Genomic DNA, 23,654 nt, shown 5'->3' on the forward strand with positions numbered 1-23,654 from the left:
CACCGGCATGTGCCACCGGCCCTCACCGGGAGGAGGTCAGCGATGGCGACAACCGAGGAGGCACGAGCAGCGCGAGACGCGAAGCTCGATGAGCTGCATGAGCGCCTGACTGGCGCCGTCGAGCGGCTGGTCACCGGGGATGACTGGCGGCGTGCGTTGGAGTTCGCTGCCCGGTTCCGGTCGCGCTCGTTCGGGAACACGCTGCTGATCTGGGTGCAGCACATCGACGCTTTCGAGCAGGGCCGGGTGCCGAACCCGGAGCCGTCGTATGTCGCCGGTTACAAGCAATGGCAGGCGCTTGGCCGGCAGGTCGCTAAGGGCCAGCCCGGCTACATGATCTTCGCCCCGGTGACGGGACGGTTCGCGTCTTCGACGCCGCAGGACCCCGGCTCGTGGCGTCGCCTGGGCCGGTTCGAGAAGCCTCAGCCGGGCGAGGCGGTGCGCTCGCGCATGATCGCCGCGAAACCGGCTTATGTGTGGGATGTCTCGCAGACCACGGGCGACCCGATCCCCGAACGACCCGTGCCAAGCCTGCCCGAGGGCGCGGCACCTGCCGGGCTGTGGGAGGGGCTGGCGGCGCTGATCGCGGCCGAGGGCTTCGAGGTGTTGCGGGTCGAGCACGAGGGCATGATCGACGGCGCGGATGGGTTGACCGACTTCACCGCACGGACGGTCGCGGTCAGGGTGAACATGCCCGAGGCCGCCCAGGTGAAGACTCTGGCTCACGAACTTGCGCATCTGAAGATGCACGGCCCGGACAACCGCGAAGCGTCCGGGCATCGCGGGATCGGTGAGGTCGAGGCCGAGTCGGTGGCGCTGATGATCGCCGCGGCGCACGGGATGGACACCAGTTCTTACAGCGTGAACTACGTCTCCGGCTGGGCTGGCACGGTGAAGGACAAGGACCCGGCCGAGGTCGTGCAGGCCACCGGGGAACGAGTGCGCAAGACCGCTACGGCGATCCTCGATGCTCTCGACACCGTGCAGGCCGGCGCGGGCGACCCGCCCGGCCTGACCCGCGACGCCGCGCCGAGCCCGCGTGCTGAGCGGACCCCGCCGGCGCCGATGGACACGGCGCGCACCGCCGAGCTCGCGGTGAGGAGTCTGTGATGGACTCCGCCGCCCTGTTCACCGCCGTCGCCGGGATGCCGCTACCCGAGGCCGCGCTACGGCTTGCGGACGCCGGGGTGCCGGTGTTCCCGTGCGTTCCGGGCGGTAAGAGCCCGCTGACGCATGAGGGGTTCCATGAGGCGACGACGGACCCTCGCCGGATCAGGTCGTGGTGGCGGTGGATGCCCGAGGCGAACATCGGCGTCCCGACCGGCGCTGCATCGGGGCTGGATGTGGTCGATGTGGACCGGAAGGCTGCCGGTTCCGGGTTCGCGGGGTTCGACCGCGCCCGCCGAGCCGGGCTCGTCACCGGATGGGCCGCGCTGGTGCGTACCCCGTCAGGCGGGATGCACGCCTACTACCCGGCCGACCCCGAGCGGCCGCAGCCGTCATGGCAGGCCGCCCGCGCGCATGTGGACTTCCGGGGCACGGGCGGCTACATCGTCGTCCCACCCTCGGTCGTTCAGCTCAACGATGAAAGACACGGTCGATACGAGCTCATCCGTGCTGCCGAGCCCGCCGTTCGTGGCGTGGACGGCAAGGCGTTGCGGGACTTCCTCGACCCCCGCCCGGCACCCTCTTTCCGGCCCGGCGGTGCATCGAAGGCGCAGGATGCGACCCGGTTGGCCGGCTGGGTCGCGGCGCTGCGGGAGGGCGAACGCAACCGTGGCCTGTTCTGGGCCGCGTGCCGTCTCGCGGAGGCCGGCGCATCCCCGGCGTCGACGCTGGACACGCTGGGGCCCGCGGCCGAGCACATAGGCCTGCCGCCGCGCGAGGTATTCGTGACGATCCGATCCGCCTATCGCACGGTCGGGGCCGCCCCGCCCCGTCGCGTCAACGAGACACCAGGGCATGCGGGATCGCCCCCCGCTGCGGCGGGGGTCAGAAGGCAGGTGCTCTCGTGATCCCCGAAGTGACGATGCGGGGCGGACGGCTGGCGGTGGTCACCGCGGTCGCCGGGACGGTGCTGATCGCCGCCGGCGCGTTCTGGCTATCCTTCACCGCTCTGGCGGACCTGGCCCGACGCTCCGGGGTGAATGCGGGGCAGGCGTGGGCGTGGCCGATCATCGTGGACGGCTTGATCGTTGTCGCCACGGTCGCCGTCGTCGCGCTCGCCGGGCACCGCGCCGCGTGGTATCCGTGGGTGCTGCTGGCTGGCGGGGCACTCATCTCGGTCACCGCGAACGCTTTGCACGCCATCGTCGCCGCTGACGCCGATGTGCCTGGCGTGCTGGCGGCATGCGTCGCTGCGGTGCCGCCGCTCGTGCTCCTGGCCTCGACGCACCTGACGGTCGTGCTCGTCCGCTCCCGCCCTGCCGAGGCCACCGAAGAACCCGCTCCGACCCTTACCGTCCAGGCGATGGGAGAGCTGGTGCCGGATGAGCTGGTGGCGGAGCGGAGCGGGCGGCGTCTGGTCGCGGCGAGGCTGCGGGAGGAGGGCTGGTCGAACAAGGCCATCGCTCGGCACCTGTCGGTCGCCCCGTCGACGGTGGGCCGCTGGTTCACGCCCCGAGGCGACGCACCTGATGAGCAGGAGAGCCCGAAGGAGTTGCCCGCATGAACGAGTCCACGATCCGACCGCGCATACTCGACCGCGAACAGGCCGCCGAGCCGTCGCGTGCCGCACGCGCTGAGGAGGCCGAGGTGTCCGCACTGGCCCATCACCGCGACCCGTCCCTGGCCGGTAGGGGTAAGGGTGCGAACGCCGAGGGAGCGAAGAAGAAGGCGCGCGGTGTGGAGTGGGTGCGCCCGACCGAGCTGGTCGCCTACCGCTCCGCGCGGGTAGCCGGGCGCGGGATCGACTTCCAGGCCGAGCTCGCCCGGCGTTCCCGTCGTCTGCCGGGGCAGACCGTGAGGGTCAGCCGCCGTGGGATCAGTAACGCCTCCGCACGGTTGAGCGAGCGCGCCCGCCGTCTGCCGCCCGCTTCCGCGTTCGGTCGCGGCAGCGGCGAGCGGTTCTCCTGGGTGACGCGCTCTGGGATCGGTCTGGGGTGATGTAGCCATGCGCGGCCCCAGCACCGAGACGACGGTTGCTGTGAGCCGTGCGCGCACCTCCTGGTCAGGAGGTGCCGGTATGCGATCCATGAGCGCCCGCGAACGGCGGGCCCGTTTCGAGGACTCGGAGGCGCTGCGCGCCCTGCTGAACCGTCTGCACGACGCGGGCCGTGGCGCGTGGCGGGATGACCCGGAGGCCGCCGCCCTGATGCACCACGCGGCCGACAAGTACGCCGCCCTGGCCCGCAAGCACGGGCTGGACCCGTGGGAGGCCGCCTCCGCCGCGTTCGAGGCGATGCGCGGGGCCGCGACCCGCCGCGCGGAGGACCCGTGGGCCGTGGTCACACGAGCGGTACAGGTCACCTGCATCGGTGAGGAGCGCGGCAACGGCCTCCTGTGCTCGGTGCATCAAGCCCGCCGGCCCCGCTACTCGGTGTTCCATGACGCGGAGCGGTTCAGCGACCGCGAGAACCCGCTGCCCGAGTATCACCCCGCGCTCCACGTCAACCCGTTCACCGAACAAGACGACGAGGCGGCATCGGCTTCGGAGCCAGTGACGACGGTCGCCTCCGCCGTGGAGGACACGATCGCGCTGTTCAGCCTGCTCGGCTGGGAGCCGGAGACAGCCCGCGCCGCCGTCGAGTACGTCGCCGCACGGCTTGCCGAGGCGCCCTCGCGGGCCTCCGCGTTCGAGGGGCTGCGCCGCGACCGGCAGGCCCGCGCCCTGCTCGATCTGCCAGGCAGTTCGTGGACGGCGCTGCTGCGGATCGTCCTCGGCACCCCGAACCCCGCGCTCGCGCACACGAACGCGGGCCGCGGGGTGCTGCTGCGGCTGCTGATCGGTGAGCCGCTGCGAGCCCTGCTGATGGACGACGACCTCGTGCTCGCCGCCGGTCTTGCCGCGCCAGGGATCGAGCGGACATGAGCACCGCACCGGCAGGCCACATTGAGCTAGAGCGCACCGTGGACTCCATCACGGTCGGGCACCGGCACCGCCGCGACCTCGGCGACCTGACCGCGTTGGTCGAGTCGATCCGCCGCAACGGTCTGCTGCAACCCATCACGATCACCCTCGATGGGCATCTGATCTGCGGAGCGCGGCGCCTCGCAGCGATCAGAGAGCTCGGCTGGAAGACCGTCAACGTGTGGGTGCGCTCCGGTGTCTCCGACCGGCTCGGGCAGCTCCTCGCCGAGCAGGACGACAACCTCCTGCACAAGCCCCTGACTCAGCTCGAAGCCGCCGCGCTGTACCGGGAACTGAAGACCCTGCTCGCCGAGGACGCCGCACGCCGCCAGGAGGCCACCCGGTTCCACGCGGGCGCCGACGCCGGGGATGACGGTTCCGCCAACTTGGCGGCACCGTGGGACACGACCCCCGGCGAGGCGAGAGCCCAAGCGGCACGGATGGTCACCGGCCGCGCCTCCTACACAACCTTGGAGCGCATCGGTCGCCTCGAAGACCTCGCCGCCGACGAGAGCCAGCCCGAGAGCGTGCGCCAGCAAGCGGCCGTCGAGGTCGAGCGGATCAAGGCCGGCGGGAAGGTTCACCCCTCGCACCTGCGGGTCAACGCGGCGCTGTCCCTGGCCGAACTCGACCAGCTCGCTGCCGATCCGACCCAGCCGGACAAGCTGCGGGAGCAAGCCCGCGCCGAGGCCGCCGCGGTGCGCTCCGCTGAGCGGGAGGCGAAGACGGTCGAGATGGAGGCGCTGGCGCATGCCGCCCTCGCCCGCGTCAAGGCCGCGAAGGCCGCGGGCCGCAAACCTCAGCGGCGCACCCTGGCCCCGGTGGAGACAGGCGATCCGGTGCCGTACCCGCTGACGGTGTTCCTGAACACCTGGGACGACCTGACCGGATGGTGGCGGCACTACGACCCCGAACTGGTCGGGCCGGCACTGAGCACGGAGCAATGGGGCCGGTTCGAGCAGACCATCGCCGGCACCCTCGCGTTCGCGGACGCCGCCCGCACAGCCAGGGCATCCCGCGCCGAGCAAACCGCCTGAATCTCTCTCGGGCATCGGCGGGCGCACCTTCCTGGCGACATCACCTCTGCCGGAAGGGACACGCAATGGACCCCGCCAACGACCGTCGCCGTCGCCGCCTGCTGATCGCCCTGATCGCGGGCGGCCTCGCCCTGCTTTTGCTCGTCGGGGTCGGCATCTACGGGCTGCTGCGCGGCCCGGCCACGCCGGGCCACGACCCGGCATCCGACCCCGCGCCGACCAGCACGGACTCAGCTCAGTCACCGCGCGGGACGGGGCCGGTCGCGGTGCCGCGAACCGGCGGCCCGGAGGGATTCGCCCGCAACGTGGCGGCGGCCCTGTTCACCTGGGACACCGCTTCCGGGTACGGCCCGGCCGACTACGCGCAGGTGCTCGCGGATGTCGCCGCGCACGATGAGGCGGATTCCTTCGTGGGCGATGTGCGCTCCTACCTGCCCTCGACCGAGGCGTGGGCGCAGCTCCGGCAGTATCAGACCCGCCAGTGGCTCACCATCGACGAAGTGGTCGTCCCGGAGGCGTGGGCGACCGCCGTGAAGCAGGCCGCACCCGGTCAGATACCTGCCGGGGCCACCGCGTACACGATCACCGGCACGCGGCACCGCGACGGCACCTGGGGCACGCAGCCGGTGGAGGCATCCCGGCGCGTGTCGTTCACGGTGTTCATCGTCTGCGCCCGCCCGATCCCCGGCCGCGGCGGTACGCCGGGGCTGTGCGAGGTGCTGCGCCTGTCCGAGCTCGACAACCCCCTCCGATAAGGCGGACCCGCCGTGATGCGCAAGCTCGCCGCCCTGACCGCCGCGCTGCTGTTCTTCGCCCCCGCCACGGTGCTGCTGGGCGTGGCGACGATGGCGAACCCGTCCGCGTCCGCCGCGTGCGCGTCGGGTTCGCTGGTGGTCGGCCCGATCCCGGAGTCGCTGACCGCGACGACCAAGGACGGCACCACGATCACCCTGAACCGGACGCAGCTCACCCACGCGGCCACGATCATCACGGTCGGCTCGCAGACCGCCGGGGTCGGACGCCCCGGCGCGGTCATCGCCCTCATGGCCGCGCTCACCGAATCCAGCCTTCGGATGCTCGCCAACACCGGCACCTACCCGGAATCCGGCGATTTCCCGAATGACGGCAACGGCGCCGATCACGACTCGCTCGGGCTGTTCCAGATGCGTCCGCAGTCCGGGTGGGGCACCGTGGCAGAACTGATGGACCCCGCGTATCAGGCGCGCGCGTTCTACGGCGGCCCGACCGGGCCGAACCATTCCTCCCCGCGTGGCCTGCTCGACATCTTCGGCTGGCAGAGCATGGACCCCGGCGAAGCCGCTCAGTCGGTCGAAGTGAGCGCCTTCCCGGACAGGTATCAGAACTACCAGCCAGTCGCCGAGGCGATCCTGACCGCCCTCACCCGCCCCGCCCGCACAGGCGCCGGAGGCGACGGCGGGGCTCCAGTGGTGCCCGAGACACACCGCCTGGTGTTCCCGCTCCCAGAGGGCACCTGGACGCGCACCAGCCCGTTCGGGTGGCGGGACGATCCGATCACCGGGGAACGGCGCTTCCACGCCGGCAGCGACTTCGCCGCCGCGGACGGCACCCCGATCCTCGCCGTAGCCGATGGGGTCGTAACCTTCGCCGGGCCTTCCGGCGGCTACGGGAACCTCATCATCATCGAGCACACGGTCGGCGGGCAGCGCGTCGCCTCCTACTACGGGCACATGTGGGACACCGGCATCCACGTCACGGTGGGCGAGACCGTCGCAGCCGGACAGCACATCGGCGATGTCGGATCAGACGGGCACTCCACCGGCCCGCACCTGCATCTGGAAATCCACCCCGGCGGGGCAGCACAGCCCCCGGTCGACGCGGACGTGTGGCTCACCGAACACGGCGCCCAAGGCGTGACAGCCGGGAACACCACCCTCGCCTCCTGCACCGCACGCGGAGGTGCGCGATGAACGTGTTTCCCAACTTCGGCGGCGTCGGCGGCGCCGGTGAGCTGCGCCTGATCGTCGGCGCCCTGTTGACCTTCGTGCTCATCATCGCCGTCCTCATGCTCATCGTCTGCGCGATCGTGTGGGCGATCGCCTCAGCGAACGGCAACTACCACGCCGCAACCAAGGCCCGAACCGGCCTGTTCGTCGCAATCGGCGCCGCCGCACTCGCCGGCGCCGGGGTCGCGTGGCTGAACTTCCTGCTGGGCGTCGGCACCCGGCTCTGAGCCGTCGATCCCCGCCCGGAGCGGCGGGGCGCACCTGACCGTCGAGAACCCGTCTCGACCAGTCAAGGGAGCAGCAAGTGATCGACATCAACCCCAACAGCTCGGGCCTTCCGGGCATCGAGCAACTGCGCATCATCGTCGGCGCCGTGATGACAGTCGGCCTCATCCTCAGCGTCCTCGCCCTCATCATCTCGGCGATCGTCTGGGGCTTCGGCGCCAACTCGTCCAACCCGCACCTCGCCAGCCGTGGCAAGGTCGGCGTCCTCGTGTCCTGCGGGGCGGCGATCATCTGCGGTGCCGCGGTCACCTTGGTCAACTTCTTCTGGGGCGTCGGGCAGGCCGTGTGATGAGCACCCGAGCACCACGGCACTCGCGGGGGTGGGTGCGGTGAGCATCTGCGATGTCCCGGTCATCTCCAACGTGTGCGACGCCGTGGGCGAGGGCGTGGCCTCCCTGGTGGCGGCCCCGTTCGACTGGCTCGGCCAGGCGATGGCCGGGGCCGCCGCGTGGCTGTTTAAGGCCGTCTGGCAGGTATTCGACACGACGACCCTCGTGGATGTCACCAGCCCGCAGTACGTCGGCGTCTACAACATCCTGTTCGGCGTCGCGGTGTTCGTGATGCTCGTCTTCTTCTGCTTGCAGCTCATCACCGGGCTCATCCACCGCGACCCCACCGCGCTGTCTCGCGCGGCCCTCGGGCTGGCGAAATCGGTGCTCGGCTCGTTCCTGGTCATCACTCTCACGGCCCTGCTGCTGGAAGTCACCGACCAGCTCGCAGTCGGGATCGTGCAGGCCAGCGGGAACTCGATCCAGACGATGGGAACCCAGATCGGCCTGCTCGCCGTGGGCCTAGCCGGCATCAACCTGGCCGCCCCCGGCGTCGGCGCGATCCTGACGATCTTCCTCGCCGGCCTTGCCATCAGCGCCGCGGCGATCGTCTGGTTCTCCCTCCTGATCCGCAAAGCCCTGCTGCTCGTCGCCATCGTGTTCGGCCCCGTCGCCCTCGCCGGGGCGACCTGGGACGCGACGAAAGGCTGGTTCGCCAAGTGGGCAGCGTTCGTCGTCGCCCTGATCTTCTCCAAGCTCGTGCTGGTCGTGATCTTCCTCGTCGCCATCGGCCAGGTGTCCAAGCCCATCGAAGCCGACCTCGCCTCGATCAGCGACCCGATTGCCGGGGTCGTGCTCATGTTCATCGCCGCGTTCGCGCCCTACATCACCTACAAGTTCCTCAGCTTCGTCGGCTTCGACATGTACCACGCGATGAGCTCCGAGCAGGAGGCAAAGTCCGCGCTCAACCGGCCCGTCCCCGTCCTCACAGCCCCGTCCGGGGACAGCGCCAAGAAGGTGCTCGACGGTGGCTCCGGCGGAAAGGGCGGGGGCGGCAAAGGCGGCGGCGGGAACCCGACACCACCCTCCACCGCAGGCACAACCGCCAGCGCGGGCTCGGGCACCGCCGCGACCGGCGGTGGTGCCGCCACCTCCGCCGGGGCGGGTGCCGGATCAGGCGCCGGTGCCGGTGCGAGTGCCGGGGCGGGGGCTGCGGCGGGCCCGGTCGGTGCCGCGGTGGTCGTCGGTGCCGCGGTCGTCAAGGGCGCCGCGACCGCCGGCCCGAAGCTCGGCGGAGCGGTCGGCGGTGCCGCCGAGAGCCACGCGGGCGCCGCGACGGAGCAGGTGTCCCCGCCGCCCGTCCCGCCGGCGCACACGAGCAGCCCCGCACCATCGTCGACACCCGTCACGCAGTCGCCGCGACGCTCGGCCCCGCCGCCGGCGCCGTCGTCCCCGACCAAGCCCTCAGCGAAGGAGTAGACCGATGGCGACCAGCACTCACAGCGACTACCCGCTGAGCCCCGTGCAGTTCTCCCGCCTCACCAAACGGGGCATCCTGCTCGGCCTGTCCCTGCCGCAGCTCATCGCGCTCGGCATCGCAATCCTCACCGTCGTCGCCTCCCTCTACACCGCCGGCGGCATGGGCCTGGCATGGACCTCACCCCTGTGGGCCGGGGCGGCGCTGGTCGCGGTGATCCCCGCCGGCGGCCGCAAGGTCATCGAGTGGGCGCCGATCCTGACCCGCTGGATCGCCCGCACCTACCTCGGCCAGCTCCTCTACCGGCGCCGGATCATCAAGCCCCGACCCGCCGGCACCCTCGCCCTGCCAGGGGACGCCGCGAGGCTGCGCGAGTGGGAGGACTCCGAGACCGGGGCGGCGATGATCCACGACCCGCACGCCCAGACGCTCACCGCGATCCTCGGGGTGAGCCATCCGGCGTTCGTGCTCCTCGATCCGGGCGAGCAACAGCGCCGCGTCTCCGGGTGGGGGCGCGTGCTCGCCGCCGCCTGCCGCTCCGGGCGGATCGCCCGCATCCAAGTCTCCGAGCGCACCCTGCCCGACTCCGGCACCGGGCTCGCGGAGTGGTGGCGGCAGCACGGCACAGACGACGGCTCCTGGACGGCGACGACCTACGCCGAGCTCATCGACCGCGCCGGCCCCGCCGGGGAACGACACGCGACCACTATCTCGCTCGCCCTGGACATGAAGGCCGCCGCCCGGCAGATCAGGACCGCCGGCGGCGGGATGCGCGGAGCCGCCGCCGTACTGCGCCAGGAGATGACGACCCTGACCACGGCGCTGCGCGCGGCGGAGCTGACCTCAACAGGGTGGCTCACGCCCGGCGAGGTCGCCGTGATCCTCCGCGGCGCCTACGACCCCGCCGCCGCTCCCGCCTTGGAGCGGCACGGCACGCTGGGCCGCGACCTCGCCACCGCCGGCCCGGTCGCGGTCACAGAGACTTGGGAGCGGCTGCGCTCCGATTCCGCGTTCCATGCGGTGCTGTGGATCAGCGAATGGCCCCGCTCACAGGTCTACCCCGGCTTCCTCGCCCCGCTCGTGCTCTCCAACGGCATCCTGCGAACCGTCGCCCTGCACTACACGCCCGTCCGCGCCGATCAGGCCGCCCGCGACCTGCGGAAGAAGAAGACCGAGCTCATCAGCGACGCCGCCCAGCGCCGCAAGATCGGCCAGGTCGAGGACGCCTCCGCCACCGCCGAGCTCGATGACATCCTCCAACAAGAAGCCGATCTGACCGCCGGGCACGGCGTCCTGCGCGTTTCCGGCCTCGTCTCCGTCTCCGCGCCGACCGTCGATGAGCTCGACGCCGCCGTGTCCGCCATCGAACAGGCCGCGATCCAAGCCTCCTGCGAAACCCGCCTGCTCTCCGGTCAGCAGGCGGTCGCGTTCACCGCCGCGGCGCTCCCGCTGTGCCGACCCGTCTGAGCGGGCGCACCTGCCCTGTGACCCAATCCCGATGAGCGAGGAACCCGATCATGCCGACCTATCACGACCCGATCCTCGACGGGAGGGAAGCCTCCGAGGCGCTAGGCGGGCTTGCTGAGGCAACCCGCAACCTCTTCGACCCGGGTGAGACTCACGTCGTCACCACAGAACTCCTCTCGGCGGTGGCGACGCTGCGGCAAGTTGTCGACCAGCTCGCGGGCACGCACATCCTGTTCCGTGTCTTCGCGCACGACAACGAGCGCAACCACATGGCCGGGGCGACCGCGGCACTGGCGGCCGCCGATGAGCTGCACCAAGCCGGAACCCTGCTCGACGCGGTGCATGAGCGGCTGACCGCGGCGGTGTCGCACTCGGCAGGGATCGTCTGGCACGAAGTCCCGGCAAGGCTCGAATCGCCGCCGACGCCGACGCCGCTGTCACCGACGCCGAGCGCACAGTCTGACGAGGCCGCCGCCGAGTGGCGGTGGATCAACGTGGTGTTCCTCCAAGGTGACGTGGCCGACAAGGTGCTGGACATCATCGACCGCGATGGGGCTGACGCCGCGATCGCGTTCCTATCTGACTTCGACTACGGCTCCGAAACCACCGAGGCGGCGCTCGAGAACGGTTATGTCTATGCCCGTCCGCCGGCGGGGACCCTTGACCGCACCGTGACCCAAGGCGACTACACGCTCGTTCACAACCCGTTTGCCGGGTACGTGTCCCTCTACCGCCGGTTCGGCACCACGCCCGATGATGCCCCCGAGCCCAGAGGCGTCCACCCGTTGGTGAACGCGGTGATCGACCACCACGCCAAGCAGCAAGACCCTTCAGCGGCGGCGCGGTCAGACCGCGGTGTGCGAGGGCAGGCCGCGGGCGCGGACTGGTTCTCCGCACGCCCGGGCACATCGTCAGTTCCGGGTCGGGGGCTCTCGCTGTGACCAGTCATGAGGATGAAGGGCGTCTGCACACCAGTGTTCTCGTCGGCCCCGAGGGCGAGCGCCGCCGGCACCGCAAGGCGCGCCAGCACGCCGCGGCGAGGGTCGAGGCCGACGCCCGCCAGGCTCGCAAGGTCGAGGCGAAAGCGAAGTGGGAGGCGGAGCAGACCGAGCGCCGAGCCACCACCTACCTGCCTGCCGCCGGCGAGCCGGGGCCGGCGGCGCTTCGCACGCCGGGACGGTTCCGATTGCCGAAGCATCAGGACACCTCCGCGACGCTCGCCGGGCAGTACCCGTTCCTCGCGGAAGGCGGCCTCGGCAGCCAAGGGGTCTTCGTCGGGCAGGACCTCTACTCCGGCGGAAGTTTCGTGTTCGATCCGTGGGTGCTGTACCAGCGCGGGATCATCACCGCCCCGAATATCGTGCTGGCTGGGATCGTGGGCAGCGGGAAGTCCTCGCTGGCGAAATCGCTCTACACCCGGTCAATCCCGTTCGGTCGCCGCGTCTACGTCCCCGGCGACCCGAAGGGCGAGCACACGGCCGTCGCGGAAGCCGTTGGCGGCCGAGCGATCGTGCTCGGGCATGGCATGTCCAATCGCCTCAATCCGCTCGATGAAGGGCACCGGCCGTCCACGGTGTCGGATGTCGAGTGGGACACGCAGGTCGCCGCCCGCCGCCGTGATCTGATCGGCGCGCTCGCGGAGACGGTGCTGGACCGGGCGCTGTCGCCGTTGGAGCACACCGCCATCGACATCGCCCTGCGCGACGCGGTGCGCAGCGCGGAGGTGCCGATCCTCCCAATGGTCGTCGACCGCATTCTCGCCCCGAACCCCACCGACGATGACGACGGCCGTCTCGCGGAGGACGGCCGCCTCGTCGGCCATGCCCTGCGCCGCCTGGTCGCTGGGGACTTGCAGGGCTTGTTCGACGGGCCGAGCACGGTTCGCTTTGACCCGTCGCTGCCGATGGTGTCGCTCGATCTGTCCCGCGTGGCCGAGAACGCCACGCTCATCTCCGTCCTGATGACCTGCTCCTCGGCGTGGATGGAATCGGCCCTGACTGACCCCGCTGGTGGGCAACGCTACGTCATCTACGACGAGGCATGGCGACTGATGGCCTACCCGAGCCTGCTGCGCCGGATGGACGCCCAATGGCGGCTGAGCAGGCACTACGGGATCAGCAACATGTTGGTGTTCCATAAGCTCTCCGACCTCGACAACGTGGGCGATGCCGGGACCGCGATGCGGGCGCTCGCGTCCTCCCTCCTCGCGAACGCCGAGGTGCGGATCGTCTACCGGCAGGAGCCCGACCAGCTCGGCTCCACCGCCGCAGCCCTCGGACTCACCGGCACCGAGCAGAAGCTCCTCCCAGGGCTCGGCACCGGGCAGGGGCTCTGGCGCATCAAAGACAGAAGTTTCGTCGTCCAGCACCAGCTCCATCCGTCCGAGCTCGCCGTATTCGACACGACCAGCCGTATGACCAGTGGGAACCGTTCGGGAGGTGAGGCATGATGGCCCGCCCGAGGTATCGGCGCACGCCCGACGATGAGCCGCAGCAGGGAATCCCGGAGATGCCCGCCGTGCTCCCGCACGTCGTCATGGTCATAGCTCAGGACGGCACGATGACCGTCACCGTCGACGGGGTGCCGCATACGCCGGAACCGTTCGCCCCGCCGTGGCGGCGCGAGTCCTTCGCGCACGTCCTGGATCAGCTCTCCACCCGGCACCGATCCCCGCTGCGCGTCGAAGTGCGCGAAGCGGACGGCACCGTGTTCACCGACATCATCACGTTCGCCCGTCGGCGCCGACCCGAGCCCGAGACACCCGCCGAGCTGGCTCCGAAGGCGTCCGCGCTGCCGGAGTTGGTGGCGATGCACGGGGAAGGCTTCGTGCCCGGCGAGGACGTCGCGGTCGCCGTCGTCATCGCTCACGGCGACGCCGGGCCAGACGGCACCATGCGCGGCCTACTCACCGGCGACCAGCTCGCCACTAGCCCCACCCGCGAGGTCATCCTGCTCGGCCGTGTCTCCGGGGCACTCACCATCGGTCACCCCGAATGAGCACCCCGCGCCCGACAGGCTCCCTCGGGGATGAGCTGAGCAACCTCGGCATCGGCCTCCTCATCGGCGCCGCGATCCTCGCCGCCATCCTCCGCGGCGCAGGCTCCGTCGCGGCTTGGATCACCGGCACCGCCGAGCCTGCGGGCGGCATCGACGCCGGGCTCGGGGTGCTGCTCCATCCCGCCGACCCAGCGGTGCCGCTCGGCGCGCCAGGACTCAACGCGGTCGCGTACTGGATCACCGCCGGCGTCCTGGTCATCGGCACCGGCGTACTCAGCTGGTGGGGTTGGCACCTCATCCGGGAGCAGGGCCGCCAGGTCAAGGCCGACCCGTACCGCATCACCGGGATCGCCACCCGAGGCGAGGTCACCAAGGCCGCGTCCGAGACGGCGCTGCTGCGCCGCGCCGGGCACCTGCGGCCCTCCCTCTCCAAGCCGACGCCACAGGAAGTCGGCTACCGGATCGGGGCCTCGCGCGGGGGTAACGTGTGGGCCTCCGTCGAGGACTCGATCCTCCTCATCGGGCCACCCCGTTCGGGGAAGGGCGCGCACGTCGTCATCAACTTCATCCTCGACGCGCCCGGCGCGGTCGTCACCACGAGCACCCGCCCCGACAACCTCACCGCGACACTCCGGGCGAGGCAGAAGATCGGGCCGGTCGCCGTGTTCGACCCGCAACATCTCGCCGAGGGAGTACCGGCTGGGCTGCGGTGGTCGCCCATCCGAGGCTGCGAGGGCCCGCTGACCGCGATGATCCGAGCCACCGGGCTCGCCGCCGGCACCGGCCTGTCCGCCGGCGGCGTCGAGGGCGGCGGCTTCTGGGAGGGCAAGACCCGCACCGCGCTCCAAGCCCTGCTCCACGCCGCCGCGCTGGACAAGCGCCCGCCGGGCGAGCTGTTCCGATGGACCCTCGACCCCTCGGCGGCGGCCGACGCGGTGGCGATCCTCACCGCCAACCCGAACGCCGCGACCGGATGGGCCGAGTCGTTGCAGGCGATGATCGACTCCGACCCGAGAACCCGCGACTCCATCTGGCAGGGCGTATCTCTAGCCCTGGCCGCGCTCGCAGACCCTCGTGTGCTCGACGCGGTGAGCCCGAGAGAGGGCGAGAGCTTCGACCCCGAAGCGTTCCTCCGCGCCCGAGGCACCCTCTACCTGCTCGCCACCGGGGCCGGCGCGAACAACTCCGCCGCCCTGGTCGCGGCGTTCGTGGAAGACCTCGTGGAAACGGCCCGCCGCATCGCCGCAACCAGCCCCGGCGCCAGACTCGACCCACCCCTGCTCCTCGCGCTCGATGAGGTCGGAAACCTCGCCCCCTTGCCGTCGCTGCCGACCCTCATGGCCGAGGGCGGCGGCACCGGAATCACCACCATGCCGGTCTTGCAGTCGCTCGCGCAGGCGCGGGAGAAGTGGTCGGAGAACGCCGCCGGAGCGATCTGGGACGCGAGCATCGTGAAGATCATCCTCGGCGGCGCCTCCAACTCCAAAGACCTGCACGACCTGACCACGCTCATCGGTGAGCGCGACGAGGTGACCGACTCCACCACGGTCGGCGATCACGGCTCCCGCTCCGCGCAACGCTCCATCCGACGGGTGCCGATCATGCCGCCCGACACGATCAGGACCCTCCCGTTCGGCACCTCCCTCGTGCTGCTGCGGGCCGCACCGCCCATCGTCACGAGGATGCGCGCCTGGACTGACAGGGGTGACGCGGCCGAGCTCCGAGCGGATCGCGCGGGCATCGAGGCGCTGTTCGAGCGTCGTTCCACGGACTGAGTGAGAGCACCTGCCTGGTAGAGCAACCTCACCGAGGGGTTGCCACGAGTGCCAGGAGGACGGGCCAATGGCTATCCGCACCTACATGTCGTTCTCGGGATACGTCGCAACCGAGCCGGACACGAAGCCGACCCAGGACGGCACGCCGCGCTTCTGGGCGCGCGCCGGTCAGCGGCAGGGCCGCCGAGAGCAGGACGGGAGCTTCACGAAGCTGCCCACTCAGTACATGCCCATCGTCGCGTTCGGCGATGCCGCCGAGGAAGCCGCGGCGCTGCTCGCCAAGGGCGCCAACTTCACCGCCGAAGGGCGCATCCGTCCGATCAAGTACGTCAGGGACGGCAAAGCAATCGAAGGCGAGGAGTTCGAGGTCTGGAAGATCGGCCGTCGTCGCAACGACGCTGACCGATCCGCGCGACCCGACGAGACGATGAGCGCCGATGCGCCGACCGAGAGCACGAGGCGCAGCCGGGACGTGCCCTCCGAGTTCGCGTCTCCGGCCGTGTCCCGACAGGGCGCGGCCGCGCTGGCGATGTGAGCCGACGATGACCGACGACAAGAACCCTCCCGAGCAGGACGAGGCCGTGCCTCCCGGCGACGATCCTGCGGACGGCTTCGGAGAGCCGCTGCTGCCCGAACCGCCCCACCCGATCAACTGGAACCTCCTCACATCGGCCGAGGCCGAGGCCGAGTGGCTGGAACTCAACAAGTGGACCGACTGGCTCCGCCGCACCTACGGCCTGCCCGCCTCCGTGCTGCCGCCCTTCTGGCACCGGCACCCCGAGCTCGTGTGGGAGCTCAGCGCCCTGCATCTGCACTGGCTCGCGGCCTACGACCCCGAGCAGAACGCCTCGGCCCCGCTGGGCTGGCATCGTGACTTCGCGGACGCCCGACAGCGGCTCCGCGATTGGGTCGCGGCCTGCGGCACACGTCTGGACCGGGACCGGCCCACCCGTCAGACCGCATGGCCTGGAGAAGACCCGACCGAGCCCGTCGAGGACCGAATCATCGAGAACCGCGATCAGGACTTCGTGCAGTTCGTCCTCGATGACGTGGAGGCCCGCCGCCAGGCCGAGGAGGCGTTCTACGCCGGCTTCGATCCAGAAACGGGGGAGTTTCGATGAAGGAATCGACCTCATCGGCGCCGGGCGATCGACTGCTGCGCACTGATGAGGTCGCGGCGTGGCTGTCGGTGTCGAAGTCCACCTTGGTGCGCTGGCGGCAAGCCGGGGAAGGCCCTGCGGTCTACTGGCTTGCAGAGGGGGTGCCACGCTACCGCGCCGCTGATGTTGAGGTCTGGCTTGCTGCGAGAACAGCAGCGAGCACCCGGGCGCCGCGAAGGGGAAGCGCTCATGCCCGCACGTCGCGGTGACAAGTGGGAAGGGCGGCTAAAGGTCGGTGGTCGTGTTGTTGGCACTCGACGTTTCGACACAAAGCGGGCCGCCGTGGAGTGGGAACGCCGACAGCGCACAACGGTTGATGAGCACAACTACGACCCGAGCACCAGAAAGATCGCCGTCGAAACGCTCCTTGCCGAGTGGCTAGAGCAGCGGGAAGGTCGTGTCAGCGAGACGACGCTGAAAACAGACCGCTTCCTCCTGCCAACGGAAGGTCAGCTCGCCGGCACCAGCCGCAGCGAGCCCGTACTGCCACTGTGGTTCCGCAAGTTGCAAGTAGGGAAGGTGAACGCCAACTCGATCCAAAAGTGGCAGGACGATCTTGGCAAGCGTGGCCTCGTCGCGACGACCGTCGGCCGCTACCGCACGTCACTGTCGTCGTTCTTCAGTTGGTGTGTCGCCGAGGGATTCATCCCGAGAAACCCGGTCGCATCCACACCGCCGCCGAAAGATCGCCGTGCCCGTGAGGACATGCGGCCACTACCTGCGCCCGAGTTCACAAACGTCGTGGACGAGGCCACCGCACTGAGTCCGGTCTGCGGAGACCTGGTGCTCGTCCTCGGTCGCACCGGACTGCGCTGGGGTGAGCTCCGAGCAATGCAAGTGCGCGACTTCACCGAGACTCCGATGCCGATGCTGCACGTCATTCGCAACCAGCCCGAAGGGTCTGCGCTCAAAGCGCCGAAGTCGGGCAAGACTCGCAAGCTTCCGATCCCTGACTACCTCGTGCCGGTGATGCGCCGCTTCGCCGCCGGAAAGCAGCCCAACGAACTGCTGTTCACCAGCGCGCGGGGCGCGATGCTCTACCGCACCTCGTTCGTTCGCGCGACGAACTGGGAGGTCACGGGTCGCGGGCGTACCCTCCACGACCTGCGGCACACTGCCGCCTGTGAATGGCTCATCCTAGGTGTGCCGCTGACCACCGTTCAGGCGTGGCTCGGACACGGCTCCATCCAGATCACGGCCCGCTATCTGCACCATCTTGGCGACTACGCCGACCGTGCTGCGCTCGACGTGCTCAACAAGACCGCACCGAAGGCGCTCACGAAGCGGGCACGCAAGCTGCCCGACCTCAGCAGCTTCGGCGCGGGCGCCGCCAGCGGCCATGCTGCGAGTCATTCGCGCGGCCTCAGCCGGTAGACCGCTTTTCCGATCGAGAGGCGCGACGGCTCGGGGTGGTTTTGGGGTGATTCTGCGGGCACTCTCCGCCGAGCCGCACCACCTGAGAACAAGAGAACCCCTGGCATGACCAGGGGTTCTCTGTGGTGGGCGATACCGGACTCGAACCGATGACCTCTTCCGTGTGAAGGAAGCGCGCTACCAACTGCGCCAATCGCCCGTGGCCGCTTGCGGCCGAGACTCGATGCTACCGGATGCCGGGCCTCCAGACGAATCGTTGGTCGTGCGCCCGGCAGGCGCACACATTTCCCAGGCGCATGTGGCCCACATCTCGGGGCTGCAAGGGGCCACGTGCGACAGTGGAACTGGCGGAATAGCTGCCAGCATCCACTCCCCTGACGCGGGTGGCTCTCATGCCGAGGGCAACCGGGCCGTCTGCGACGGCGGAGCGGCCGGCAGTGATGGCTTCCACGACACCACGGAATGTGACACGCGCGGAGCCCGTTCGGTTTTGCACTTCACGATTAGTGGACTAAAGTCGATCAAGCGCCCGGGGCAACCAGGGAGCACGCGGATGTAGCGCAGTTGGTAGCGCATCACCTTGCCAAGGTGAGGGTCGCGAGTTCGAGTCTCGTCATCCGCTCGAGTGCGGGGGTCTCTTCCAAGAGATCACGCCGTGGGGTTCGAACCACACACGGTGGCGTGGCCGAGCGGCTAGGCACCGGCCTGCAAAGCCGTTTACACGGGTTCGAATCCCGTCGCCACCTCGTATGACAACTGAACAGCCCTGAACGGGCGCGATTGGCGCAGCGGTAGCGCGCTTCCCTGACACGGAAGAGGTCACTGGTTCGATCCCAGTATCGCGCACCACCAAAAAGCCCCCGGGGTCACCCCGGGGGCTTTCGTTTCTCACCCAACGGCTGAGCGCCCGGCTCAAGAGTTCGTCGGCGCTCTCGTCACCGAACGAGATAGGTGAAGTAGTTGCCCAACTTCTCGAGTGCCGCGTCGGACAACTCCGGATGGCGCTCCTGCACCGCGAACCGCACGTCAGCCCCGATCTCGACGAGCGTCTTTCCGGACATATCAATCGGGAGCTTCATGGTCTCGGTCAACAGGGCACGAACCCGCTGCCGCGCATCCGTCGACCCATATCGCACCGTGAATTCCTCGTCGTTGCTACCCGGGTAGTGCTTCAGGTAGATGACGATGGCGTCGCTCAGATCCTCGATCACAATCCCCCGCCGTGCGCGGCGCTCAGTTCGCCGAGCCCGCGTTGGCGCGCTCAATCTCTGCGAAGAGCCGCTCGGTCTCGCGTTTCTGGTCGGCGACGGTCACGGTGGACTGCGCCGGCACCGCTGCAAAGGTGTCCACGACGCCGACGACACCCTCAATGCCCCACCGATACGCGGTCAAGCCGCCACCCTGATCGCGCGCCATGCCGCTCGGCCACACATCGGGCTGCGCACCGGCCACCCCGACGTGCCAGCCCTGCTCGTCGAGCACCTCGCGCACCACGCAGAGCGCTTCGAAGGCATCCCCGCCGTCAGCCTCCACCGTGCGAATGCCGTCGACACGATCGACACCGTCCAAGTGTCGCCTTCAAGACTCCACGACACGGATGCCGACGCGACCACGCCCTCGCGCGTGGCTTCCACGAACTGCGGGCTCTGAATCATGATGAGAGCACTTCCGACGGCTCAAGCACGGCGGACGCCGGCTCGCCGGGGTTCAGCACGATGCGCACGCCATCGGGAAGCGCGCGCGCCAACTCGCCTCCCTTGACGACGCGGTTGTCCGGGTGGCCCGAGGCCCGGGCCCGAGCGGCGTCGCTGTACGAGTACACCACTTCGCCGCCATCGAGCGCTGGGGCGACGAAGAATCCGCCGCCATCTCGGTCGAAGACGATCACCTCCGCCCCGGCGAACTCCCGGTACAGGCGCTCGGACGGCAGATACCCTGTCAGAACGAGTTGCAGAGTGCGCTCCAGCGCGGTCGTGGGCTCGACCCATCCCCGCGCCTGAGGCGTGGGACGGTACCGTGGATTTGGCATGAACTCACTGCCGATCTCGCCAGCCTCGTCCGATTGCCAGGCCCCGACGATCCCCTCCGGGGGAACATTCTCGGAGCCCGCGAAGCCCGGATCCAGCGCGTAGACCCACGATCCGGGGTGGGCTTTGGCTTCCTCGCGCAGCGCCGCAGTGATGGGAGGCGCCGGACGCGGCGGGGTCGCATCCGTGTCGGCCGGTTCGGTATCGATATCGGTCACCTCGCACCCCCATGGTTCGGGTTGGGAATCCATGTGCCGAGGTTACCTCCCGGCAGTACCGGGTGCGCGCCCACGACATCCTTCGCATCGATGCCGCCCTGAAAGGCGATTTCATGCTCGGGCGCATACGACGAGGGGTTGAACGGACCGTTGGGCATGGTCGCGTCGACGGTGTATCGGTAGGCGGAAGTTCACATCGACGATCACCTTGATCTTCAAGGCGGTGATCGCCCCGCGGCGGCTACGGTGCGCGGCGACTCAGACGATGATGGGGAGAACTCGCCATCGTCGTCTGAAGAGCTCAGCGCCAGTTGTAGGTGAACATCCACCGCAGCGCGTTCAGTGCATCGGCAGATAACTCGGGGTGGCGCCGAGCGAGGATATGCTCCGCTTCGTCGCCGCCGTCGGAGAGCGTGCGCGATGACCAATCGATTTCGATCGACATCATCTCTGTCTCCACAGCCCGCACCCATGCAAGCAGCGTGTCACCATCGGCATCCGCGAGCTCTCGGACCGCATCGTCATCACTGAGCGGAAACGGGGAACGCCCCTTTCCCACATGCTGAATGAGCGCTCGGCTCAAGAGTTCGTCCATAACCCCACTCGACTCGGTTCACGACCCGACGACCTCCGACGCCTGACGCGCGCGTCAGTCAGAAGTCATCGGAGTCCGCGGCTGCCGCACGCTTTGCATGAAGCGCTGCCTGAGACCGACGAGCGCGGGCAACCTGGCGAAGCTTCAGTAGCACGTAGTCGAGAGCGTCAGACTCGTCGACAAAGGTCTTGACCGTGGTCTCGAACGGCTGCGCACGTTCGTCGACGAGGTACGCCGTCCAGCCATCGCCACGTCGTTCCAGCACAACCGCGTCGAGCTGAAGCCGCCCCACGCCGTTCAACACCGGCACATCGAGGTGCTCGTCCTCGACGATCTGCATCAGTTCGGCAAGATTCAGGAGAACATCACCGCCTGCTCTACGTGAACATCCGCCGCAACGCGCTGAGCGCGTCGAGAGAGAGCGGATGCCGAGCGGTCATCACTGTCCAGTGCGGCGCCCCGGGGGCAGACCCCGCAGTCCACGGTGGTACCTGGTCCCTTGACGTACCTTCGCGAGCACGTGTTCGATGGCTTCCGGCTCATTGTCGAAAGTGCGTACGGTCGAATCCAACCGTCCACCGCGCTCATTCGAAACGTAGACCAGCCATGAGGCGCCCTCTCTGTCGAGCACGACCCCTTCCGGCTGACGGGGACCGACGCCGTAGAGCAGAGGCTCGTCAAGATCCTCCGCACGCACGATCTGCCTGAGTTCCGTAATATCCATCAGCCGACCTCCCGCACCAATCCAAGCGTACTGAGCAACTCCACACTTACCGGAGGATGATCCTGAGCTGCACCACCGGGGCATCCAGCATCGCATCGATCACGGCGGGCAGGTGCCCCATCGCGATATCGACCGCCGCCGGACCGATCTTTCCCTGCAGCGCCGCCCCCGGGTCGTTGTTGAGGTGCCGGTCGCGTCACCGGACGAGATAGGTGAAGTAGTTGCCCAACTTCTTGAGTGCCGCGTCGGACAACTCCGGATGGCGCTCCTGCATTGCGAACCGCACGTCAGCCCCGATCTCGACGAGCGTCTTTCCGGACATATCAATCGGGAGCTTCATGGTCTCGGTCAACAGGGCACGAACCCGCTCACGCGCATCCGTCGATCCATATCTCGACGTGAATTCTTCGTCGTTGCTACCCGGGTACTGCTTCAGGTACATGACGATGGCGTCGCTCAAGTTCTCGGTCATAGTCCCCCCTCTCACTTGACCCGACTCGACAGCCCAGTATCCACGTTTATTTCGATGACGCTGGTGACGTTCTGATTGTCGAGTAGCCGCGGAACCTCAACAGTCTGCCAGATATTCCCGGGACGCAGATCGCTGCCAACAACGGCGTGAACCGTGCCGTTGGCATTCTCGGCGAACGCTGCAGAGGCGTCGGTCCAGAAACGCACGGACTCGCTATCCGCTTCGTTCCAGACCGGGAGCGGATCGACCCCGTTCGCCGCAAGCGTCTGCTCCAGGGTCTGCCCACCGCGCGCTGTCGCCATCTGCTCGGCTATTCCCGATCCCTCCGGACCGACGCCGTTACCGTTGAGGTCACGCCCGGACCAGTAGTAGGCCGTATCCGGGTCAGTCTTTGTAAGAATGCGAAGCTCATCCAGCGAAGGAAGGGTGCCCGGCTCGTAGGTGCCATCTGGCCGTGGCGGTGAGATCCGCGGGTGATCGGGCGTTTTTGGCGTATCGAGCGCATCGAAGTGGTCCTGTGCGCGGAGCTTCTTCACGATGTCGTCGAGTTGGTTGTCCATCGCGTCGAACAACTGGTGGAGCTTGTGTGTGAGTGAAGCGAAGCCGGTCAGTCCTGCCTGCTTGAGCTCGCGGAAGACGGATTTCAGGGCGCTCACGAGTCTCCTCCGAAGTCGAGGGCGGAGAACTCCGCGAAGAACGTCGAGGTCACGCTTTGGATGTCGGCGGAGTGCAGCTTCATCGTCGCCTGCGCGTCCTCCAGTGCGGCCAGGTCCGCGTGGAACTCGTCCGAGTCTCCCACGGCGCCTTCCACCAGCGGGGCGTCGAGGATCGCATCGATCACCGCAGGAAGGTGCTCGGCGAGGGGTTCGATCGCCATCGGCGCGACCTGCCCGATCAACTGCTCGACGGCGATATCGACGGCCGCGTTGAGCAGCTTCTTCTTGATCAGCAGCATCGGCCCGGCCCCGGCAGCGGTGATCGGGTTGGTGAGCATCGCGATCAGGGTGGCCAGGGTGGTGGTCACATCGACGATCACCTTGATCTTCAACGCGGTGATCGCCCCTGCACCGACCTCCATCGCCATAGCGGCGGGCGACATGATGTCGACCAGTTTCTGCAGGTTCTGCGATCGGTTCGTGTTCCACGCCGCGAGCGCCGCCGGACCGGTCTTTCCCTGCAGCGCCGCACCCAGGTCGTTGTTGACCTGCCGATCGACAGCCTGGATCACCTGCTCGAGATCCTGACCCAGGTTGCGCACCAGCGTGGCGCCCTTGGACACCTCGTCCTCATCGATGTCGGGCCACTCGAAGCCGAGCTTCTCCAATACCCACACGAGCTCATTGGGCAGCATCATCCCCACGGCGTTACCTCCTGCTCCCACCCTACGGGGCGCGGCGACTCAGCCACGATGGGGAGAACTCCCCATCGTCGTCTGAAGAGCTCAGCGCCAGTTGTCGGTGAACATCCGCCGCAACGCGCTGAGGGCGTCGAGAGACAGCGGATGCCGACCGGGCATCACTGTCCAGTGCGGCGCCCTCTCTGTCGAGCACGACCCCTTCCGGCTGACGGGGACCGACGCCGTAGAGCAGAGGCTCGTCAAGATCCTCCGCACGCACGATCTGCCTGAGTTCCGCAATGTCCATCAGCCGACCTCCCGCACCGAGCCAAGCGCACTGAGCGGTTCCGCCGGTAGGTGGCGCATCACTCGGGCGGATCTCCGGCG

Annotated in this window: 28 protein-coding genes and 4 tRNA genes; 23 read left to right on the top strand and 9 right to left on the bottom strand. The window is 69.0% G+C overall.

Annotation, left to right across the window (positions count from 1 at the left end):
• The first annotated feature begins 42 nt into the window (after positions 1-42).
• From QM720_RS11815 to QM720_RS11910, 20 genes are all read left to right on the top strand, one after another.
• The gene (locus QM720_RS11815; RefSeq protein ID WP_415126761.1) at positions 43-1,110 is read left to right on the top strand and encodes an ArdC-like ssDNA-binding domain-containing protein; all 1,068 of its coding nucleotides are present in this window, start codon (positions 43-45) and stop codon (positions 1,108-1,110) included.
• A 35-nt stretch (positions 1,111-1,145) separates the two neighbouring features.
• Positions 1,146-2,015, top strand: coding sequence for a bifunctional DNA primase/polymerase (locus QM720_RS11820; RefSeq protein WP_415127914.1), 870 nt, complete (start codon positions 1,146-1,148; stop codon positions 2,013-2,015).
• Positions 2,016-2,029: 14 nt separating this feature from the next.
• Positions 2,030-2,671 (top strand): DUF2637 domain-containing protein, encoded by a 642-nt coding sequence (locus QM720_RS11825; RefSeq protein WP_415127916.1) that lies wholly within the window; start codon positions 2,030-2,032, stop codon positions 2,669-2,671.
• Positions 2,668-3,105, top strand: coding sequence for a hypothetical protein (locus QM720_RS11830; protein WP_415126763.1), 438 nt, complete (start codon positions 2,668-2,670; stop codon positions 3,103-3,105). The genes QM720_RS11825 and QM720_RS11830 overlap by 4 nt, the downstream gene beginning before the upstream one ends.
• Before the next feature lie 88 nt (positions 3,106-3,193).
• A complete protein-coding gene (locus QM720_RS11835) occupies positions 3,194-4,030 on the top strand; it encodes a hypothetical protein (protein ID WP_415126765.1) in 837 nt (278 codons plus the stop codon).
• Entirely contained in the window at positions 4,027-5,106 is a 1,080-nt protein-coding gene (locus QM720_RS11840; protein WP_415126767.1) for a ParB N-terminal domain-containing protein, read from the top strand. The genes QM720_RS11835 and QM720_RS11840 overlap by 4 nt, the downstream gene beginning before the upstream one ends.
• Before the next feature lie 65 nt (positions 5,107-5,171).
• Positions 5,172-5,861 (top strand): hypothetical protein, encoded by a 690-nt coding sequence (locus QM720_RS11845; protein ID WP_415126769.1) that lies wholly within the window; start codon positions 5,172-5,174, stop codon positions 5,859-5,861.
• 15 nt (positions 5,862-5,876) lie between these two features.
• Positions 5,877-7,055 carry a M23 family metallopeptidase gene (locus tag QM720_RS11850; protein ID WP_415127918.1) on the top strand — a complete coding sequence of 393 codons (1,179 nt, stop codon included), beginning with the start codon at positions 5,877-5,879 and terminating at the stop codon, positions 7,053-7,055.
• Positions 7,052-7,318 (top strand): DUF6112 family protein, encoded by a 267-nt coding sequence (locus tag QM720_RS11855; protein ID WP_415126771.1) that lies wholly within the window; start codon positions 7,052-7,054, stop codon positions 7,316-7,318. Before QM720_RS11850 ends, QM720_RS11855 begins: the two co-directional genes overlap by 4 nt.
• 77 nt (positions 7,319-7,395) lie before the next feature.
• Positions 7,396-7,665, top strand: coding sequence for a DUF6112 family protein (locus tag QM720_RS11860; protein ID WP_415126773.1), 270 nt, complete (start codon positions 7,396-7,398; stop codon positions 7,663-7,665).
• Between the two features lie 40 nt (positions 7,666-7,705).
• Positions 7,706-9,124, top strand: a complete 1,419-nt coding sequence (locus QM720_RS11865) for a conjugal transfer protein TrbL (RefSeq protein ID WP_415126775.1) — start codon at positions 7,706-7,708, stop codon at positions 9,122-9,124.
• A gap of 4 nt (positions 9,125-9,128) precedes the next feature.
• A complete protein-coding gene (locus tag QM720_RS11870) occupies positions 9,129-10,589 on the top strand; it encodes an SCO6880 family protein (RefSeq protein WP_415126777.1) in 1,461 nt (486 codons plus the stop codon).
• Positions 10,590-10,639: 50 nt separating this feature from the next.
• Entirely contained in the window at positions 10,640-11,530 is an 891-nt protein-coding gene (locus QM720_RS11875) for a hypothetical protein (protein WP_415126779.1), read from the top strand.
• Positions 11,527-13,038, top strand: coding sequence for an ATP-binding protein (locus QM720_RS11880; protein WP_415126781.1), 1,512 nt, complete (start codon positions 11,527-11,529; stop codon positions 13,036-13,038). The genes QM720_RS11875 and QM720_RS11880 overlap by 4 nt, the downstream gene beginning before the upstream one ends.
• A gap of 59 nt (positions 13,039-13,097) precedes the next feature.
• The gene (locus QM720_RS11885) at positions 13,098-13,586 is read left to right on the top strand and encodes a hypothetical protein (RefSeq protein ID WP_415126783.1); all 489 of its coding nucleotides are present in this window, start codon (positions 13,098-13,100) and stop codon (positions 13,584-13,586) included.
• Complete coding sequence (locus QM720_RS11890) at positions 13,583-15,361, top strand: type IV secretory system conjugative DNA transfer family protein (RefSeq protein ID WP_415126785.1); 1,779 nt, start codon at positions 13,583-13,585, stop codon at positions 15,359-15,361. Before QM720_RS11885 ends, QM720_RS11890 begins: the two co-directional genes overlap by 4 nt.
• A gap of 67 nt (positions 15,362-15,428) precedes the next feature.
• Positions 15,429-15,896, top strand: a complete 468-nt coding sequence (locus QM720_RS11895; RefSeq protein ID WP_415126787.1) for a single-stranded DNA-binding protein — start codon at positions 15,429-15,431, stop codon at positions 15,894-15,896.
• Between the two features lie 7 nt (positions 15,897-15,903).
• Positions 15,904-16,482: a hypothetical protein gene (locus tag QM720_RS11900; protein WP_415126789.1), complete on the top strand. Its 579-nt coding sequence runs from the start codon at positions 15,904-15,906 to the stop codon at positions 16,480-16,482.
• Positions 16,479-16,730, top strand: a complete 252-nt coding sequence (locus tag QM720_RS11905) for a helix-turn-helix transcriptional regulator (RefSeq protein WP_415126791.1) — start codon at positions 16,479-16,481, stop codon at positions 16,728-16,730. The genes QM720_RS11900 and QM720_RS11905 overlap by 4 nt, the downstream gene beginning before the upstream one ends.
• Entirely contained in the window at positions 16,711-17,895 is a 1,185-nt protein-coding gene (locus QM720_RS11910) for a tyrosine-type recombinase/integrase (protein ID WP_415126793.1), read from the top strand. The genes QM720_RS11905 and QM720_RS11910 overlap by 20 nt, the downstream gene beginning before the upstream one ends.
• Before the next feature lie 123 nt (positions 17,896-18,018).
• Here the strand turns inward: QM720_RS11910 and QM720_RS11915 are convergent.
• A tRNA-Val gene (locus QM720_RS11915) sits at positions 18,019-18,094 on the bottom strand.
• 350 nt (positions 18,095-18,444) lie between these two features.
• Between QM720_RS11915 and QM720_RS11920 the strand changes: the two genes are divergently transcribed.
• The 3 genes from QM720_RS11920 to QM720_RS11930 all read left to right on the top strand — a co-directional run bounded on the left by QM720_RS11920 (position 18,445) and on the right by QM720_RS11930 (position 18,744).
• A tRNA-Gly gene (locus tag QM720_RS11920) sits at positions 18,445-18,517 on the top strand.
• Between the two features lie 53 nt (positions 18,518-18,570).
• Positions 18,571-18,641: transfer RNA gene (locus QM720_RS11925), tRNA-Cys, on the top strand.
• A gap of 28 nt (positions 18,642-18,669) precedes the next feature.
• Positions 18,670-18,744, top strand: a tRNA-Val gene (locus tag QM720_RS11930).
• A gap of 86 nt (positions 18,745-18,830) precedes the next feature.
• Here QM720_RS11930 and QM720_RS11935 read toward each other — a convergent pair.
• From QM720_RS11935 to QM720_RS11970, 8 genes are all read right to left on the bottom strand, one after another.
• Entirely contained in the window at positions 18,831-19,106 is a 276-nt protein-coding gene (locus QM720_RS11935; protein ID WP_415126795.1) for a hypothetical protein, read from the bottom strand.
• 22 nt (positions 19,107-19,128) lie between these two features.
• Positions 19,129-19,464 (bottom strand): hypothetical protein, encoded by a 336-nt coding sequence (locus tag QM720_RS11940; protein WP_415126797.1) that lies wholly within the window; start codon positions 19,462-19,464, stop codon positions 19,129-19,131.
• Positions 19,465-19,546: 82 nt separating this feature from the next.
• Positions 19,547-20,173 carry a type VII secretion system-associated protein gene (locus QM720_RS11945; protein WP_415126799.1) on the bottom strand — a complete coding sequence of 209 codons (627 nt, stop codon included), beginning with the start codon at positions 20,171-20,173 and terminating at the stop codon, positions 19,547-19,549.
• 268 nt (positions 20,174-20,441) lie between these two features.
• Entirely contained in the window at positions 20,442-20,735 is a 294-nt protein-coding gene (locus QM720_RS11950; RefSeq protein WP_415126801.1) for a hypothetical protein, read from the bottom strand.
• A gap of 58 nt (positions 20,736-20,793) precedes the next feature.
• Complete coding sequence (locus QM720_RS11955) at positions 20,794-21,075, bottom strand: hypothetical protein (RefSeq protein WP_415126803.1); 282 nt, start codon at positions 21,073-21,075, stop codon at positions 20,794-20,796.
• A gap of 580 nt (positions 21,076-21,655) precedes the next feature.
• Positions 21,656-21,931 (bottom strand): hypothetical protein, encoded by a 276-nt coding sequence (locus QM720_RS11960; protein ID WP_415126805.1) that lies wholly within the window; start codon positions 21,929-21,931, stop codon positions 21,656-21,658.
• An 11-nt stretch (positions 21,932-21,942) separates the two neighbouring features.
• On the bottom strand, positions 21,943-22,587 hold the full coding sequence (locus QM720_RS11965) for a hypothetical protein (protein ID WP_415126809.1): 645 nt from the start codon (positions 22,585-22,587) through the stop codon (positions 21,943-21,945).
• The gene (locus QM720_RS11970; protein ID WP_415127920.1) at positions 22,584-23,285 is read right to left on the bottom strand and encodes a hypothetical protein; all 702 of its coding nucleotides are present in this window, start codon (positions 23,283-23,285) and stop codon (positions 22,584-22,586) included. The genes QM720_RS11965 and QM720_RS11970 overlap by 4 nt, the downstream gene beginning before the upstream one ends.
• Positions 23,286-23,654: the final 369 nt, after the last annotated feature.

Origin of the sequence: Microbacterium sp. (assembly GCF_047602155.1) — a bacterium.
Classification (GTDB): Bacteria; Actinomycetota; Actinomycetes; order Actinomycetales; family Microbacteriaceae; genus Microbacterium.

What these genes read in the sequence shown, in the direction of transcription:
- QM720_RS11815 (WP_415126761.1), top strand. Translation starts at nt 43, where the DNA reads ATGGCGACAACCGAGGAGGCACGAGCAGCGCGAGACGCGAAGCTCGAT.
- QM720_RS11820 (WP_415127914.1), top strand. Translation starts at nt 1,146, where the DNA reads ATGCCGCTACCCGAGGCCGCGCTACGGCTTGCGGACGCCGGGGTGCCG.
- QM720_RS11825 (WP_415127916.1), top strand. Translation starts at nt 2,030, where the DNA reads ATGCGGGGCGGACGGCTGGCGGTGGTCACCGCGGTCGCCGGGACGGTG.
- QM720_RS11830 (WP_415126763.1), top strand. Translation starts at nt 2,668, where the DNA reads ATGAACGAGTCCACGATCCGACCGCGCATACTCGACCGCGAACAGGCC.
- QM720_RS11835 (WP_415126765.1), top strand. Translation starts at nt 3,194, where the DNA reads ATGAGCGCCCGCGAACGGCGGGCCCGTTTCGAGGACTCGGAGGCGCTG.
- QM720_RS11840 (WP_415126767.1), top strand. Translation starts at nt 4,027, where the DNA reads ATGAGCACCGCACCGGCAGGCCACATTGAGCTAGAGCGCACCGTGGAC.
- QM720_RS11845 (WP_415126769.1), top strand. Translation starts at nt 5,172, where the DNA reads ATGGACCCCGCCAACGACCGTCGCCGTCGCCGCCTGCTGATCGCCCTG.
- QM720_RS11850 (WP_415127918.1), top strand. Translation starts at nt 5,877, where the DNA reads ATGCGCAAGCTCGCCGCCCTGACCGCCGCGCTGCTGTTCTTCGCCCCC.
- QM720_RS11855 (WP_415126771.1), top strand. Translation starts at nt 7,052, where the DNA reads ATGAACGTGTTTCCCAACTTCGGCGGCGTCGGCGGCGCCGGTGAGCTG.
- QM720_RS11870 (WP_415126777.1), top strand. Translation starts at nt 9,129, where the DNA reads ATGGCGACCAGCACTCACAGCGACTACCCGCTGAGCCCCGTGCAGTTC.
- QM720_RS11875 (WP_415126779.1), top strand. Translation starts at nt 10,640, where the DNA reads ATGCCGACCTATCACGACCCGATCCTCGACGGGAGGGAAGCCTCCGAG.
- QM720_RS11885 (WP_415126783.1), top strand. Translation starts at nt 13,098, where the DNA reads ATGCCCGCCGTGCTCCCGCACGTCGTCATGGTCATAGCTCAGGACGGC.
- QM720_RS11890 (WP_415126785.1), top strand. Translation starts at nt 13,583, where the DNA reads ATGAGCACCCCGCGCCCGACAGGCTCCCTCGGGGATGAGCTGAGCAAC.
- QM720_RS11895 (WP_415126787.1), top strand. Translation starts at nt 15,429, where the DNA reads ATGGCTATCCGCACCTACATGTCGTTCTCGGGATACGTCGCAACCGAG.
- QM720_RS11900 (WP_415126789.1), top strand. Translation starts at nt 15,904, where the DNA reads ATGACCGACGACAAGAACCCTCCCGAGCAGGACGAGGCCGTGCCTCCC.
- QM720_RS11905 (WP_415126791.1), top strand. Translation starts at nt 16,479, where the DNA reads ATGAAGGAATCGACCTCATCGGCGCCGGGCGATCGACTGCTGCGCACT.
- QM720_RS11910 (WP_415126793.1), top strand. Translation starts at nt 16,711, where the DNA reads ATGCCCGCACGTCGCGGTGACAAGTGGGAAGGGCGGCTAAAGGTCGGT.
- QM720_RS11945 (WP_415126799.1), bottom strand. Translation starts at nt 20,173, where the DNA reads ATGGATTCCCAACCCGAACCATGGGGGTGCGAGGTGACCGATATCGAT.
- QM720_RS11950 (WP_415126801.1), bottom strand. Translation starts at nt 20,735, where the DNA reads ATGGACGAACTCTTGAGCCGAGCGCTCATTCAGCATGTGGGAAAGGGG.
- QM720_RS11955 (WP_415126803.1), bottom strand. Translation starts at nt 21,075, where the DNA reads ATGCAGATCGTCGAGGACGAGCACCTCGATGTGCCGGTGTTGAACGGC.
- QM720_RS11960 (WP_415126805.1), bottom strand. Translation starts at nt 21,931, where the DNA reads ATGACCGAGAACTTGAGCGACGCCATCGTCATGTACCTGAAGCAGTAC.
- QM720_RS11970 (WP_415127920.1), bottom strand. Translation starts at nt 23,285, where the DNA reads ATGATGCTGCCCAATGAGCTCGTGTGGGTATTGGAGAAGCTCGGCTTC.